Source organism: Phycisphaerae bacterium, assembly GCA_012729815.1.
In the GTDB taxonomy this organism is placed as follows: Bacteria; Planctomycetota; Phycisphaerae; order JAAYCJ01; family JAAYCJ01; genus JAAYCJ01.
Genome location: JAAYCJ010000006.1, coordinates 1 through 15,394, shown reverse-complemented (window position 1 = coordinate 15,394; position 15,394 = coordinate 1). Strand labels below are relative to the sequence as shown.

Annotated in this window: 11 protein-coding genes; 3 read left to right on the top strand and 8 right to left on the bottom strand. The window is 65.2% G+C overall.

Features of this window, described 5'->3' with window-relative positions; translation table 11 throughout:
• A partial coding sequence (locus GXY33_00400; GenBank protein ID NLX03581.1) for an alpha/beta hydrolase occupies nucleotides 1-1,638 on the top strand: 1,638 nt, incomplete at its 5' end.
• Between the two features lie 81 nt (nucleotides 1,639-1,719).
• On the opposite strand, the gene GXY33_00395 is transcribed toward GXY33_00400, so the two are convergent.
• From GXY33_00395 to GXY33_00365, 7 genes are all read right to left on the bottom strand, one after another.
• Nucleotides 1,720-2,973 (bottom strand): multidrug efflux MFS transporter, encoded by a 1,254-nt coding sequence (locus tag GXY33_00395; GenBank protein NLX03580.1) that lies wholly within the window; start codon nucleotides 2,971-2,973, stop codon nucleotides 1,720-1,722.
• Nucleotides 2,970-4,487 (bottom strand): hypothetical protein, encoded by a 1,518-nt coding sequence (locus tag GXY33_00390; protein NLX03579.1) that lies wholly within the window; start codon nucleotides 4,485-4,487, stop codon nucleotides 2,970-2,972. The genes GXY33_00395 and GXY33_00390 overlap by 4 nt, the downstream gene beginning before the upstream one ends.
• A gap of 67 nt (nucleotides 4,488-4,554) precedes the next feature.
• The gene (locus GXY33_00385; protein NLX03578.1) at nucleotides 4,555-6,009 is read right to left on the bottom strand and encodes a hypothetical protein; all 1,455 of its coding nucleotides are present in this window, start codon (nucleotides 6,007-6,009) and stop codon (nucleotides 4,555-4,557) included.
• Between the two features lie 171 nt (nucleotides 6,010-6,180).
• Nucleotides 6,181-7,050 carry a metal ABC transporter permease gene (locus GXY33_00380; protein NLX03577.1) on the bottom strand — a complete coding sequence of 290 codons (870 nt, stop codon included), beginning with the start codon at nucleotides 7,048-7,050 and terminating at the stop codon, nucleotides 6,181-6,183.
• Complete coding sequence (locus GXY33_00375; GenBank protein ID NLX03576.1) at nucleotides 7,050-7,808, bottom strand: metal ABC transporter ATP-binding protein; 759 nt, start codon at nucleotides 7,806-7,808, stop codon at nucleotides 7,050-7,052. Before GXY33_00375 ends, GXY33_00380 begins: the two co-directional genes overlap by 1 nt.
• Complete coding sequence (locus GXY33_00370; GenBank protein ID NLX03575.1) at nucleotides 7,805-8,770, bottom strand: zinc ABC transporter solute-binding protein; 966 nt, start codon at nucleotides 8,768-8,770, stop codon at nucleotides 7,805-7,807. Before GXY33_00370 ends, GXY33_00375 begins: the two co-directional genes overlap by 4 nt.
• Nucleotides 8,771-8,793: 23 nt before the next feature.
• Nucleotides 8,794-9,099 (bottom strand): CopG family transcriptional regulator, encoded by a 306-nt coding sequence (locus tag GXY33_00365; protein NLX03574.1) that lies wholly within the window; start codon nucleotides 9,097-9,099, stop codon nucleotides 8,794-8,796.
• A 210-nt stretch (nucleotides 9,100-9,309) separates the two neighbouring features.
• On the opposite strand from GXY33_00365, the gene GXY33_00360 reads away from it, so the two are divergent.
• Together GXY33_00360 and GXY33_00355 are read left to right on the top strand one after the other, a co-directional pair.
• On the top strand, nucleotides 9,310-10,788 hold the full coding sequence (locus tag GXY33_00360; GenBank protein ID NLX03573.1) for a hypothetical protein: 1,479 nt from the start codon (nucleotides 9,310-9,312) through the stop codon (nucleotides 10,786-10,788).
• 14 nt (nucleotides 10,789-10,802) lie between these two features.
• Nucleotides 10,803-11,381 carry a hypothetical protein gene (locus GXY33_00355; protein NLX03572.1) on the top strand — a complete coding sequence of 193 codons (579 nt, stop codon included), beginning with the start codon at nucleotides 10,803-10,805 and terminating at the stop codon, nucleotides 11,379-11,381.
• A 7-nt stretch (nucleotides 11,382-11,388) separates the two neighbouring features.
• Here the strand turns inward: GXY33_00355 and GXY33_00350 are convergent.
• Nucleotides 11,389-15,394 (bottom strand): hypothetical protein (locus tag GXY33_00350; GenBank protein NLX03571.1); only part of this gene is annotated, 4,006 nt, incomplete at its 5' end.

Below are 15,394 nucleotides of genomic sequence, written 5' to 3'. Positions count from 1 at the left end.
GCCTTCGACGCGACCGGCTGCGGCGAAAAAACTCCCGGCAACGACCACTTCACCAACGGCGTCCAGTGTTACCTGACCGGGGCCGGATCGAGCCGCTACTTCCTCATGGACGGCCTGCGGGTCATCGACTACCTGCTCACGCGAAACGACGTCGACGGCTCGCGCGGCGTCGCGATGACCGGCGTCTCCGGCGGCGGCGTGACCACGATGCTCTGCACCGTCCTCGACCAGCGGATCGCTTGCGCCGCTCCCGTCTGCTGCATCGCCCCGTTCGTCGAACACCCAGCCGGCGACCTCTACACCGCCTGCCCGGAAGACATGGCGCCGGGCAAACTCGCCGCCGGCATCGACGTCGACGACCTGATCTCAGCGGCCTGGCCAAGGCCGGTGATGATGGTGGCTGGGGAAAAAGACGAAGTGTTCCTCAAGGCGTGGTTCGAGGAGTCGCACCAAACGGTCTGGCGATTCTACAGCCGGCTGGGCGACGCGGACAAGGTCGCCTGCTTCATCGACCAAACCGGCCACACCTATTCCGTCGCGATGGCCGAGCGCTTCGTGGCATGGATGAACCGCTGGCTGCGCGACGAGCCGGATCGGCCGATCGCACCGACGCCGAAAGAGACGCTGCGCCTCGAGGACGAGGCGACGCTTGCCTGCCATCCGTCGCCCGAGGAAAACATGTTCACCATCAACCGCGCGCTGTCGAAACAACTGGCGAAGGAACGCCGCGAACGCCAACCAGCCAAGGCCGAACTCCAGGAGCAGGTGCGCCACGTCCTCGGCCTCGACGACCTGCCTCAAAGCAAGGCGACGGAACTCGGGTCCGAACCCGTCTGGTCCGCCCGCATGGAGCGAGTCATCATCGAATCCGATGCCGATCTGGCTGCGCCTATGCTGTGCCTGCGGCGGGTGCTCGGCGGCGAGGGCCGCCGCCCGGCTCTGCTCTACCTCGATGAGCGGGGCAAGTTCGAGCGGTTCCAGCATAACGGCCTGCTTGGCCAGGTCGGGCAGATCTTCGACGAGAGCGACCGCCGCGGCGTCCTGGTCGCCTCGATCGACGCGATCGGATGGGGCGAGACTCAGCCGGAACGGCCGGTCTACGATCTGGCCGGCTGGTGCTCCATCGGACGCCTGCACGCCTACCTGACTTCGTCGCTGCTTCAGCCGGTCCTGGGCATGCGGGTGCGCGACGTCCTGGCCGCGGTCGCCTACCTCCGCGCCCGGCCGGACGTCGACGCCGACCGAATCGTCCTGGGCGGATGGGGTCTCGGCGCCGTCGTCGCCCTGCATGCCGCCGTCCTCGACGACCGGATCGTCGGATTCCTCGGCACGAACATGCTCGCCTCGCTCGCGCTGCTGGCCGAAAACGATCCGCCGCACGACTGGCCGCCCGAGGCATACGTCCCCTGTGCCCTGCGCCACTACGACCTGCCGGACCTCCTCGCCGCCCTGGCCCCCAGACCAGCCGCCCTCGTCAACCCCCTCGACCACCGCCGCTGCGCCCTGACCTCCCAAGCCCTCGCCGCCATCCTCGGCCCGACCGCCGCCGCCAACCACCTCCAAATCCACCGCGCCGACCAACCCGACACCGCCTGCGAGCGAAACTGGCTCGAAAAGCACATGGGGCAGAAAGCCTGATAAGCTGTCCAGCCCAGAACTGAGTAGCATTCCTTTTATCAGGCCCATCCGCCTGAAGCGAAACCCAACCGTGCATCCGCCCTACGAAACCGGTACGGCCCCTCGGACCGCTGCGGACCGCTCTGAACTCCGATCCCGCCTCTGACGCGACGCCGCGAAGCGGATGATCGGGATCAGAGACAGGAACAGCAGGCAACTGCCCACGTAGACCCATCGCAATCCCACAAAACCGGCCAACGCGCCGCCCAGGGCCGCCGCCACGATGTAGCCGATGCTGCGGGCGGTCAGCGCCCAGCCGAAGATCACCCCGCGGACCCGATCCGGAGTGGACTTGGCAATCCAGATTTGAAACACCGGATCCAGACCGCCGGCGAAGAAGATCATCATAAACCGCGCCGCGAACAGCGTCGGCAATGCCGTGGCCAGCCCGTGAGGAATCATGCACAAAGCCGCCAGCAGGGCGGACAGCACAGCCACCCGCGGGGCGGAGAACTTGTCCGCCAGCCAGCCGAGGATCGGACCGGCCAGAACGCCCGCGATCGCGGTGAACCCCGACAGCGTCCCCGTCCACGTCGCCGCCTTATCCGTGGTCCCAAGGATGTCCTGGACCAGCAGGGGCAGAAACGGCATGTCGAACCGCCGGGCCATCGCCATGACCAGCGACAGGATCAGCAGCAGCCACGCCAGCCGGACCGGCCGAAGGTCGATGCCCAGAAACCGGCCGCGCCGGGAACGCGGTTTGTCCCGCGGCACGGGCTGGGGTCGGCGGAAGTCCTCCTTGACGCCTACCAGTACCAGCATGCCTGAGATGACAAAGATCACGCCGCATGAAAGGAACGCTGCGGGAAACCCGAAGGCGTCGACGATAATGCCGCCCACGAAACTCCCGAACAGCGTGCCGCCGAAGATCGAGGCGCTCAGCAGGCCGAGGGCCAGACCGCGGTTGTCTTTCGGCGTCAGGCTGGCCACCAGGGTCTGCGAGGCGCTGCTGGTGCCCGAGAATACCCCCATCAGACACCGCAAGAGAACCAGCACCGATACGCTCGGCGCGACGCTCATGAGCGAGATGATCACGGCATTGCAGAAGTGGGCCCGCAACAGCATCGCCTTGCGGCCGTACCGGTCCGCCACCAGGCCCCAGACCGGTGAGACGACCGCGAGACTGACATACCCGGCGATGGTGTAGACCGCCACCCACAACGCCACCTGCGACGTGTCCGTCACGCCCAGATGCTGCATGTAGTACGGGATGAACGGCATGGTGAAGTAGAAGCCGCTGAGCCCCAGGAACTGGGACAGCCAGACGATCAGCAGGTTCTTCTTCCAACTCGTCATGCCCCGCCTGCCGGATCATCCCAGAAGCTGTTGATCTTCTCGACGGTGTAATTCACCAGTTCCCGGCCGCCTTCCGGCCCGACCGGAGTGCTGGCGGGAGTCGCGCCGTAGCTGCCGCCCGCCACCGCCCGCGCCGAGGGAAGATACGTCCCTTCCCCAGCCAGTTGCACCACGAACGTCTGCGCCGCCTTGCTGCGGGCCATGATCTGAAGCCCGAAGTCCAGGTAAAACTCGAACGGATTCGTCGCGATCGCCGCCTCGCCAATGCGGATGACGTGAATCTCAGCGGGAACCGTAACCGAGGCCTGCTGGGCCTCGAACCGCTTCTGAACCGAGGACTGCCATCGCCACCGGCAGTAGGCCCGCGTGATCGGCACGTACCATCGCGGATCCTCGCGCAGCCGGGGATTCGCCGCCAACTCGTCGCGAAGATGTTCGTACTCCGCCCGATGCTGCTCTGCCTGGGCGGCGGCCTCGGCCAGGTCGGGCGCGGTGATATTCCGTCGCGAAAGGTTCACGGTCTCGCAGCTCCGCCGGAACCGCGGAGTCCAGTCGATCTCCTTTTCCGCCAGTGGAAGAACCGCGCTGACCGCCTCGGCGATCCGCACGCCCGTCTCCCGGCACGCCGTGCGCCCGCTCAACCGCACCATGCGCTCGTGGGCCTTCCAGTCGGCCTGGATGCTCTCCCGTCCGGGCGACTGATCGCCCGCCGGACCGCACTGCGCCAGCACGTGCACGTCCTCGCCCAGCCGGTCGCGAAGCTCCTCCCGCGCATCGTGCCAGAAATCGGCGGCGATCTTGAATTCGTGCTCCAGAATCTGCGACGGACACGCCACGTTCACCACCACACCGGTCAGCTTCCGCCCAGCGTCCCAGGTGAATAGCGCGCCGACGCCGGTATACGTCCCGCCCTCGGGATGGCTGAAATCCGGATCGTTCACGCCGCCGTACATCCGCGTCGTTCCGCTGTAAAACGAGACTCTCCGATTGTGCCCGATCGTCGCATATCCCAAGCCGAACCCGATCCCGCCCGGCGCCCGCGACTCCCAGGCCCGCCTCGCCGCCTCCGCGATCCGCCCAGCCGCCCAACGATTGTACCCGGCGGGGTCCATCGCATCGAGATCCACGCCGTAATACTCAGCCAGGTCCCGCGTCTCCGTCTCGCCTCGGAGGGCCGATCCGGGCCCGCCAAAACCCGTTCGGGCCACCGAGGTGTGGGTATGCGTGGCGCTGAGCACCACGCCTTCGGCGTCCAAACCCGGCGCGGTCCTCGCCAGTTCCTCCCGAACCGCCTTCTGGATCACCTCCGGCACGCTGACAAAGTCGCAGCTGATCAAAACCGACGACTGGCCATCCTCCGACTCCATCGCCAACGCGGTGGCCGTGATGGGACTGATCACCCCCTCCGAAACCCGGGCGTACAACTGCCCCCAAAGGCACACCGGCTCCGTCGGCGTCACGTCCACCGAAGCCCAACCGATCCGGAACAAACCTCCACCGGCCTTGATACCCATCGCTTTCAGTCCTTCTGTTACTGCAAATCCAACCGTATCCGAACCGCTCACGAATTCGCCGCGAGACTCACCTCTCCCACAGTTCATTCAGCACCTTGACCGTTTCTTCCACGATCACCCGGCCGCCCTCCGGCCCGATCTCGTTGTTGTACACGCTGCCGCCGTACCCTTTATTGGCCACCGCCCGCTCCGACGGCAGATAACTCCCCGTCCACCCGTCGTTGGCCGCCAGTTGAACGACAAACGTCTGTACCGCCGGACTGCGGGCCTTGATCCGGATGCCGAAATCCAGAAACAGCTCAAACCGGTTCGTCGCGAACGCCATGTCACCGACGCGAACCACGTGCAGCTCCATCACAATCTCCGGCGATTCCTTCTGACTCTCATACCGCTCAAGCACCCGCCGGCACGGCCGCATCAGCCGGTAGTTGTTCGCTCCCGCCTGGGCCTCAGCCTCCAGCTTGGCCAGGTCCGACCGCACCGTGGCCGCCTCCTCGTCGCTGACCATGCGCCGCGGAAGCCGGATATCCTTGATCGCGTGTCTGAACGGCACACTCGTCTCGATCGACGCCCTCGCCGCCGGCAGAACGTCGTCCACCGCATCCGCCACCCGCCGCCCGATCTCCTGCCGCATCGTCAGGCCGCGCAGCTTCAGCATCCGCTCCTCAGCCTGCTTGTACCACAACCGGTGCGGCGACTGATCGCCAGCCGATGAACACTGCGCGAGAATCTGTACGTGCTTCCCATGACGCCGGCGAATCTCCTCGCGTATCTCATGCCAGAAATCAGCCGAGATGCGCATGCCCATTTCCGTCTCCTGGGCGGGACAGGCCAGATTCACCACCACGCCCGTCAGGTTCCTCCCGCCGTCCCACGTGTAGAACAGGTCCACGTAATGATCCTCGTAGCCCTCGATGTGGCTGAATTCTGGGTCGTTGGTCTCGCCGTACATCCGGGTAAAACCGTTGACCACCGCGCCGCCCCGCCGATCCGAGGCCTCATCGAAGTACGTCGCCCGCCGATTGTGGCCCACCACCGCCGTCCCCAATCCCCAACTCACGCCCGCCGGCTGCCGGTTGCTCCACGCCTCGACCGCAGCCTCCGCGATGCCGTTTACAAACACGTCCATGCACTCCTCCGCCGTCATCACCCCCTCGGGCGCCGCGTCGCCGAACCGGCCGATCAGCGTGTTCGGAGCCGTGTGCGAGTGCGTCGCGTGCAAAACAATCCTGTCGACGTCGATCTCCGACGTCCGAGCGCGTACCGCCGCGCGGCACAGGGGCAGATAGTCATTCTCATCATACCACCGATGTCGGAACCCGCCGGTATCGCACGAGACGAAGATGATCGAGTCGCCCGCCGGTTCCCCAGCCGACATCGCCAGGGCCGTAACCGTCACCGGCCCGTCCACGCCCTCCGAAACCCGCATCCTGTGCTGCGCCCCGAGGACGACCGGACGGTCCGGCGTGACATTCCGGGTCGCCCAGCCGATTCGTAGTGAGGCGTTCTGCACTTCGTTCATGGGCCTCTACTCCTTTCCGTTTCGTCCGCACGCGCACGAAACTCGTCGCGCATAACCACCTATGCTAATCTATGCCGATCCGGAACCGGAGAAAAGACGAACATGTTGCCAAGAAGGGAACTTTCTTGCGGTCGTCCGCTGCGCTCGCCGATCCGCCGACGATGATCCAGCCTATCGCCTCGCCGACGCGATCCGCCCGCGACGATTCCGCCGGTACAGCGCTGCGGCCGGCATCACCAGCAGATACGCCGCTCCAGCCACCACGATGATCGTCGCCCCAGCCGGCAGATTCGGCGTGTAGCTCAGCGCCAACCCGCCCACCGTAAAAACAATGCTGAACAGCGTCGCCAGCGCCATCATGTGCCACAGCGTCCGCGAAAACTGACCCGCCACCGCCACCGGAAGCGTCAGCAAGGCGATCACCAGAATCACCCCGACCACCGTCACCAGCAGCACCACCGTCAATGCCGTCAGCACCAGCAGAAACAAATAGAAAAACTCCACATTCACCCCGCGCACCCGGGCGAACTCCTCGTCGAAACACACCGCCTGAAGCTGGTTGTAGAACAGCAATCCCGACAGCACCACCACCGCGTCGAGGCCCGCGATCAGGTACAGATCGCGCTTCGAGACCATCAGGATGTTGCCGAACAGATAGCTCATCAGGTCCTCGACGTAGCCCGGCGTCTTGGCCATGAACAGCACGCCCGCCGCCATGCCGATCGCCCACACCGCCCCGATCACCGTGTCCTCGCGCTCCTTGGCCTTCAGACTCACCAGCCCGATCACCAACGCCGCCAGCACCGCCGCCGCCAATGCCCCGTGAAGCGGCTGAAGCCACGCCAGGTCGTGCACCCGCTGAAGGTACAACGCCGCCCCCATCCCTCCCAGCACGCAGTGGGCGATCCCGCCCGCGATGTACGAAATCCGACGCACCACCACGTACGTGCCAACCACCCCGGCTGCGATGCTCGCCAGCACCGCGGTCAGCAGGGCGTACTGAAGGATGCTGTATTGGGCGGCGGCGGAAAAAAACTCCATCATGGCTGCGGCTCCTCGTCGACGTGGTCGTGGCGGACCGCGTGGTAGTGCCCGCCATACACCCGGTCCACCAACTCGCCCGTGAAATCACTCGTCGGATGCACGGATACGCGGCGGTTCACGCAGATAACGTTCTTGACGTAGTGCGACACGAACCCCAGATCGTGCGTCACCAGCACCACCGTCATGTGGCCGCTCAGATCCTGCAGCAGCTCGTTGAGCTCCCGCTCGACGACGACGTCCACGTTGGCCATCGGCTCATCCAGCAGCAGAATCTGCGGATCGGCCGCCAACGCCCGCGCGATCAACACCCGCTGACGCTGCCCGCCCGAGAGGGCCGAAAACGGGCGACTCCGCAAATCCGCCAGCTCCACCTCCTCCAACGCCCGAAGCGCCGACTCCCGGTCCGCACGGCTGTACCGGCCGATCCACGTCGACCGCCGCAGCCGCCCCATCAGCACCACCTCCAGCACCCGCACCGGAAAGTGCACGTCGTAGTGCTGGTGCTGCGGCACGTACCCGATCTTCCACTGCACGTGCTGCGGCGGCTCGCCGTACACCCGCACGCGCCCGCGATCCGGCCTCAACAGCCCCGCGATGATCTTCAGCAGCGTCGTCTTGCCCCCGCCGTTCGGCCCGACCATGCTCACGTACTCGCACCGCCCGATCGACAGGTTCACATCCTCCAGCACGGGCGTCCCGTCGTACGAGAACCAGACGTTCTCCAGCGTCACCGGCCAGATGCTCTCCTGGCTCATTGGCCCTCCGTTTCCTTCCCAGCCTGCCGCTGCATCGCCCGCCGGACCTCTTTGGCGGTCTGGTCCAAATTCTTCACGTACTCGTACGCCAGCGGATCGAGCACCACCAGCTCAGCCCCGATCGCCCGCGCCACCGCCTCGGCGCTCTTGCGCGAAAATTGCGGCTGAACGAAAATCGTCCGGATGTTCTCGCGCCCCGCCAGGTCGATCAGCCCGGTAAGCTGCTTGGCCGTCGGCTCCTTGCCGCCGACTTCGACCGTCACCTGCTCCAAGCCGTACGCCTCCGCGAAATGCCCGAACGCCGCATGAAAGACGAACATCTTCCCGCCCGCAAACGGCTTGAGCGCCTTGGCGATCTTCCGGTCCAGCGTCTCCAGTTCGACCTTGAGGGTCTGATGGTTCTTCCTGTACTCCTCGCGATGCGACGGATCGATCCCGCTCAACGTCGCCTCCACCTTCGCCGCCATCCGCTCCATATACCGCGGATTCATCCAGATGTGCGGATCGATCGACCCGTGATCGTGGTGATCCTCCTCGCCCTCCTCTTCATGCTCGTGATGGCCCTCGTCGTGCTCCTCATGATGGTCCGCCTCGTCGTGATCGTCAGCTTTCTGCGTGGTCGGCGCCGGACGAATCCCTTCGCTCAGCTCCACCACCATGATCGCCGGGTTCATCCGCCGGATCTTGGCCAGCAGCGAATCCTCGAACGGCAAGCCGATACTGAAATACACGTCCGCCTCAGCGATCCGCGTGATCTGACGGATCGTCGGCTCGAACGTGTGCGGCGACTGGCCCGCCGCCACCAGCGTCGCCGTCCGCACGTGCGACCCGCCGATCCGATCGACGACAAAAGCCTCCGGAAGAATCGTCACCGCCACCTCGACCGGCTCGGCTCGAACCATCCCGCCCATCGCAGCCGCCACAAGCCATGCCGTCAGACTTGCCAGTGTCGTTGTTCTCATTGCAGGCCTCCCGTCGCCATCCGTCACTTCCCAGCCGCCCTGGCCGATACCTTCTGATGCGCCCCCTTGGCCGGCCTGCCGCCGCAAACCAGATGCAGCTCGTGGCATTTGCCGCACTCCCGCAACTCGTGATTCCTCGCGAACGCCTCCCAATGCTGCTTCTGGTTCGGACTCAAAATCCCCGTCCCGTTGCACAGCGGGCACACGCTGTCCAACGCCGTCAGAATCGCCGAACGAATGAACTCCGAACGGTTGGGTATCCCCTTCAACGCCTCCAACAGCGACTCATCCGCCTTGAACGTGATGACTTCCTGTTTGGTTTTCTTCATTGCTACTGAACCTGTCACTCCATCGTCTCACGTTGCCCTTCCATATTATTACTTTGTAATACGTCCAGGTCAAGTCAGTATCCCGTTAGCTTTTCGTCCGTCGTCCCTGAATTCTCGCAGAATATTGGCCCGCATCGACTTGCGGTTTCCAGTGCAACCCCGCCCGATTGACGCTACAATCAAAAAAATAACGTATTCGGGAGCAACACGATGGGCGCAACCGAAATCGAACTGTTTCTGGACCGCCAGCGGATCAGTTGGGAGTACAACATCGAGCGGCGGATGGGCCATCCGCAACGCCACGGCAAAAACCCCGTCCTCCACGCTGAGCACCCCTGGGAATCCTCCTTCGTCACCCTCTACGGCTCGGTCCTCGCCAAAGACGGCGGCGGCTATGCCATGTGGTACATGGCCGGGGCCGGAGGCATGCGGGCCCACCAGATGATGTGCTACGCCGAAAGCGACGACGGGGTCACCTGGCGAAAGCCCATGCTCGACGTCGTCCCTTACGACGACTGCCCCAAAACCAACATCGTCCTCGGTCCCGAACCCAACATCCACGGGCCCTGCGTGCTGCGCAACCGCCACAACGACGATCCTTCCCAGAAGTACCTCGTCTTCTACGACTCGTACAGCAAGTACCGCCCGAACCGTCCCGAACTCGCCGAATGCGCCCGATGGTGCTTCACCGCCGCCAGCCCCGACGGCATCCACTGGTCGCCCAAAGAAGGCCGGCCCGCCGTCCCTGGCAAAAGCGACACCGGCCAGAGCGTCGTCTGGGACGCCAAACGCAAACGCTACATCGCCTACATGCGCGGCACGCGCAGCCAGCATCGTCCCTTCGACAGCGTCTACGGCGAAACCGTCCGCGTCCGCTACGTCCGAGCCTCCGTCTCGCCCGATTTCGTCAAATGGTCCGACCCGATCGAACTGCTCCGGGCCGACGAACGCGACGGCGACCCGCACCACCAGTTCCACCAGTTCAGCGTCACCCGTCGAGGAAACTGCTTCCTCGGACTGCTCTCGCTCTTCCACATCGAACACTACAGCCGCGTCCGAGACCGCGACGATGGGGCCATCCTGCTTGAAGAGGGCACCTGCGACACCCAACTCGCCTTCAGCCGAGACGGCATGAACTGGCAGCGACTCGGCGAATGCCAGCCGTTCCTGAGACTCGGCACCCCCGGCGAATGGGACTGCCGATGGCTCACCACCGCCAGCGAAATCGTCTTCAGCGACGACCGGATGCTCTTCTACTACGCCGGTTACGGCCATCCCATCGAAGAAACCCTCAACGGCGACGTCCGCCGAGCCATCGGCGTCGCCACCCTGCTCTGCGACCGTTTCCAGGCCCTCCGACCGCGACGCCTCCACCAGGACGGCGTCGTCGAAACCGTCCCCCTTTACCTGGCCGAAGGCGACCTCGAAGTCAACGTCGACGCTGCGCGAGGACGCCTGCGGGTCGAACTCTGCGACTTCAACGGCGATGCGATCGAAGGCTTCTCACGCGACGACTGTGACCTCATCGACACCGACGCGGTCCGCCAGGTCGTCCGATGGAACGGCCGAAAACTCTCCCAAGCCGTCGGCCGGAAACTGTTCCGCAAGGCCATACGGATTCGCTTCTACCTTCACCAGGCCTCGCTCTACGCCATGTACTTCCCAGCCCAACCCGCCGTCGAGGAATAGAAGGAGACCCTCCAATGCCGCGAAAACTGCTTCTGATCGGCGATTCAATCCGCCTCTCCTATCAGCCGCACGTGACCCGGATGCTCAACGGCGAACTGGAAGTGGTCGGCCCCCAGGCCAACTGCGAGGATACCGCCACGACCCTCGGCATCTTCGACGAACACGTCGCGTCGCACCAGCCGTGGATGATCCACTGGAACAACGGCCTGCACGACATCAAACGCCTGCGCGACCGCGACAACTGCCTCGTGCCTCTCGATCAGTACCGCCGCAACATCGAGGAATTGACCAAGAAGCTCCAAAACCTCGTCGGCCCGCGCCTGATCTGGGCCAGCACCACCCCCGTCATCGAAGACAAACACAACACCTCAAAGCAGTTCGACCGCTACAACCGCGACGTCCAGGCCTACAACCAGGCGGCCCGCGAAGCGGTGGGGCGGGCCGGACTCCTCGTCAACGACCTCCACGCCGTCATCGCCGCCGATCCCCAACGCTACATCGTCGCCGACGGAGTCCACCTCAACGATGAAGGCCAGCGCGCAGCCGCACAGGCCGTCGTCGCCGTCGTCCGAACGCTCCTGACGCCAAACTGAAAAACGCCTACCGAATCTCAAGCCGCAGACGAACCAGAACCTGCTCGTACCCAGCCGCATCGGGAACGTACCGGCCGAGCGTAACCCTTCCCTCCGCCGTTCCAGCCCCGCTGACCGCCCTGACCGCGTACTCGCCCGGCAACCGCGGCACGATCCACGCCGTCCCGTTCGGATCGGTCGCCGCGCCAAGTCCGCTGACCGGCTGGCCGTCCGCCGGTTCCAGAATCACCGTCGCTCCCGCCAACGCCGCACCGTCGTGGACCACCTCGATTAGCGCCTCCTGACACCGCCGCAACTCGCCCGCCGGCATCGGCGGAAACGTCTCACGCAACGCGTCAAACACCTTGTTCGTCACCGCTGTCGGCCGCGACGGGTCAAACCAGTTAAGCGTGCACCGGCTGGCCGAGACCTTGACCCGTTCCGCTTTGGCGTCCGGGCCCGACAGACTCGGCCAGGGTACTTCCACCTCGGCTGAGAAATTGCACGGCCACCGGTCGTCCCCCGCGCTGTACGGCGAAAGGTCCTGAAACAAATCTCCCCACGGCGTGCTCTTGCGCCAATCACTCGTAGTGCAGTATGACTGGAACGCGGGCACAAACACGAACAAGCCCGCCGCCCCGTAGTCCAGGTACCCCTGAATCTCGCTTCGCCAGAAGTCCGCCAGCGACTGCTCGCCCTGGGCCGCCACCGCACGGTCCCGGTTGTTGGCCAGATCGTGACCGCCCATGTTGTGCTCGCCGTTGACGATCGGCCGCCCGCCCGACGACTCCCGAAGCGTCGGTATGTTTCTCGACCCGTCATAGTGCGCGTTCACAAACTCCGGACCCGGATACGCCATCATCATGTGATTGCCGTGAAAGTCCGGAATCCGAAGCGGGTCCGACTCGCGAACCGTCCGAGCCATCTCTAACCCCAGTTCCATCAGCTCCTCGTTGTACTGATAGCTGAACGTCTCGTTCTCCACGCTGGTCAACCCGATGCACGGCCAGTTCCGGTGCTTCGCTGACCATCGCCGGTAGTAGTCCCGCACATTCCCCGCCCACACCGGATCGCCAAAGTCCGCAACCCCCATCGCGTCCTCCGGAGCCGCGTCGAAACCCGTCGGGTTCACCTCCTGCTCCATCAGCATCCCCATCTCCGCCGCCTCCGCGTACCACTGCTGCGTCATGTCGCCGTGGCGGTGAATCCGATGAAGATTGACATTCGACCGCCGGTCCCAACGCAGCAACTGGGCATAGTAAAACCGATTGCCAAGCGGGAACTTCTCCTCCTGAAGATACCAGACCCCGCCGCCCGCCAGAAACAGCGGCCGGCCGTTGAGCACGAACCGGTCACCCTCGATCCACAACTGCGAAAACCCGAACGGATCGTACCGCTCGTCCGCCACCTGCCCGCCCTCGACCACCTCCGTCTTCAGCCGATACAGGTGCGGCTTGCCGTACTCGCCGCCGATCCCCCAGAGTTTCGCCTCCGGCATCGCCTGCGATATCGCGAACTCCGCCGACGCGCCCGGTCCAACCGGCTGCGCCGGCGTCTCAAAGCTCGTCTCGCCGTCCTCGTCGATCACCGAAAACCGCACCACCGCGTTTCGCGGTTCCGATGACGTATTCCGCACCTCGGCCGTCGCGTTCAGCCGCACCCCCTCACGTACCGGCGTGCTGATCGCCACGTCCGCGATCCGCATCCGGCTCGGCCGATAGTCCAGATACACGTCCTGCCAGATCCCGCCGTAGTTCACCCCCCACAAATCGTTGACCGCCACGTAGTTCGCGCTGTAGTCGCCGCGAACGTTGCGGCTCGGATCGGTCTTGGTGTCGAACGTGTCCTTGACCATCACCGCCATCTCGTTGACCTGCCCCGGCTGCACCGCCGACGAAAGGTCAACCGTAAACCGGTCGAGCCCGCCCAGATGGCCGCCGCAGTACACGCCGTTGACGTACACCTCAGCGTAGTGGAACACAGCCTCGAAACGCACCGATGTCCCCTCAGCCGACCACTCCGCCGGGACGAAAAACCGCGTCCGATACCATCCGACGTGATTCTCCGGATCCCACGTCTTGCCCGCGTTAAAGAAGTTCCCGTACGCGATCCGCCACGGCCCATGCGGCACCCGGATCGTCTCCCACTCCGACGGCGGCGCCGCTGGGTTGTTGCCCGCCGAAAACTCCCACAAACCGTTCAAACAGACGCTCACCGGCTCACCGGCCGAATCCGCCGCTGCGGCCCGCTCGACCGTCGGCGTCGCCACCGGCCTGGCCGCCGCCACCTCCCGGCGATACCGAACCTCCAGGTCCAAAAGTCGACCGGCCCGACCCAGACGCCGCGCCGTCTCCTTGCCCGAAAGTCCCTCCGCCGTCGCCGAAAGGTCCGCCGCGTACCTCGACATCCAGCCGCCAAGCACCTTCGCCCACCGGCTGTGATAGTCGCCCGTCTCCGGAACCGCCGGCAACGCACCAAAACGCTCCGCCACCGCCATGCACCACGACCGCGCCGGCTCGGCCACGAAACTCAGCGGCGAATCCGCCTGCTCCCGCAACTCCGCCGATGACTCCTGCAACGCCACGATCGCCGCCTCATCGCCGCTCTTCTGGGCCTCCGCGTAAGCGCTTCGCCACCGCTCCAGCCGCTCGCCGAATCCCTGAACCTCCTCGTCAAACGCAACCATCACCGGCGAAAAATCCGGCACCGCCAGCCGCGCCGCCGGATCGGCCTGCACCGCCGCCGCATGATCCATCGTCGCCGTATACGGCCCGCCGGACCTGCCGCCGAAGTTCAACCCAAACCCCAAATGCACCCCGTCCCCGATCTCCTCCCGCGTTACGCCGTGCGCGCCCGAACCGCGCAGCGTCCGCGCGCCGTCGCTCCCGCCGTCCCAGTAAAACTCCCAACGGTCGCCGTCCAGCACCAGGCTGAACGTCGCGCCGCCCATGCCGCTCACCTCGCCGCTATCGTACAGCTCAGCCGCCGTCTGACCGTCCGCGCCGTACTCGTACAGCTTGACCCGGCTCCGCCACGGATCGCCGCCGACGTACCGCCCGTACCAGATGCCAAACCCGCAGCCGGGACGCCCGGCATTCGTCGTGATGTAATTCCGCGTGTACGCGTACGCCTGGCTGGTCGACTGGCTGAACGTGAACTCCGTCCGGCGATCGAAAAAGTCCCACGCCTCGCGGCTGACGATCTGCGCGTCGGCGTACTCGCTCGAACTGGTCATCTCGACCCGGGCCGCTCCGCCTTCGACCGCGAACCGCGTTTCGCCCGCGCTGTCGGTCCACGTCACCCACCGCGACTCGTCGAGCCCTTCGCCGCCGAAATCGTCATACAACGCCGGACGATAATCCCTCATCACCCAACCATGCCCATACCCCTCAGCCGCCAGGCCAAGACGCCCAACCTTCTCCCCAAATCCCGCCAGACGCCCCCGCGCCTCCTCCAGAGTCTCCAGCGTCTTACCCATCACGTCCGGCGCCAGCCAATCGCACCCAAACGCCTGCTGCGGCGTCAGCAACACCACCTGCAGCACGTACGCATACGCGTCGCCCGACCCCACCTTCAGCCGGGCGTGAGGCGCAAGCTCCACAAAATCACGCGACACGATCCACCCGCTGTAGTCGTACCACCCCGTCCCCTTGAGCCGCATGTGCGGCTTGGCCTGCCCGCGAATCATCGGCACCGACTCCCCGTCCACCGACACCGCGTACGACACCTCCGGTGTGCAATACTCCCACCCGCTCGCCTGATGTCCCGTCCGGCACTGAACCGCCACCAGGTACCGCCCGCGCCGAATCGTCGCCAGATGAAACTCCACCGCGTCCCCAACGTCCGGAAGCGATATGCACCGGAGACTCTGGTCCCACCCCACCGCCCCCGTACACGCCTTCCCGATCGCCCCCTTGTCAAAAAAACGCATCTCCGGCGCGTCCGGACCCAAAATCAGCGTGTTCTCCGGAAACGAATGCTGCGGTGCCTCAGCCGAGGCCGCGCCCGCGGCCAACAGACAAAACAACACCGGG

What these genes read in the sequence shown, in the direction of transcription:
- GXY33_00370 (NLX03575.1), bottom strand. Translation starts at nt 8,770, where the DNA reads ATGAGAACAACGACACTGGCAAGTCTGACGGCATGGCTTGTGGCGGCT.
- GXY33_00390 (NLX03579.1), bottom strand. Translation starts at nt 4,487, where the DNA reads ATGGGTATCAAGGCCGGTGGAGGTTTGTTCCGGATCGGTTGGGCTTCG.
- GXY33_00375 (NLX03576.1), bottom strand. Translation starts at nt 7,808, where the DNA reads ATGAGCCAGGAGAGCATCTGGCCGGTGACGCTGGAGAACGTCTGGTTC.
- GXY33_00365 (NLX03574.1), bottom strand. Translation starts at nt 9,099, where the DNA reads ATGAAGAAAACCAAACAGGAAGTCATCACGTTCAAGGCGGATGAGTCG.
- GXY33_00385 (NLX03578.1), bottom strand. Translation starts at nt 6,009, where the DNA reads ATGAACGAAGTGCAGAACGCCTCACTACGAATCGGCTGGGCGACCCGG.
- GXY33_00355 (NLX03572.1), top strand. Translation starts at nt 10,803, where the DNA reads ATGCCGCGAAAACTGCTTCTGATCGGCGATTCAATCCGCCTCTCCTAT.
- GXY33_00395 (NLX03580.1), bottom strand. Translation starts at nt 2,973, where the DNA reads ATGACGAGTTGGAAGAAGAACCTGCTGATCGTCTGGCTGTCCCAGTTC.
- GXY33_00360 (NLX03573.1), top strand. Translation starts at nt 9,310, where the DNA reads ATGGGCGCAACCGAAATCGAACTGTTTCTGGACCGCCAGCGGATCAGT.
- GXY33_00380 (NLX03577.1), bottom strand. Translation starts at nt 7,050, where the DNA reads ATGGAGTTTTTTTCCGCCGCCGCCCAATACAGCATCCTTCAGTACGCC.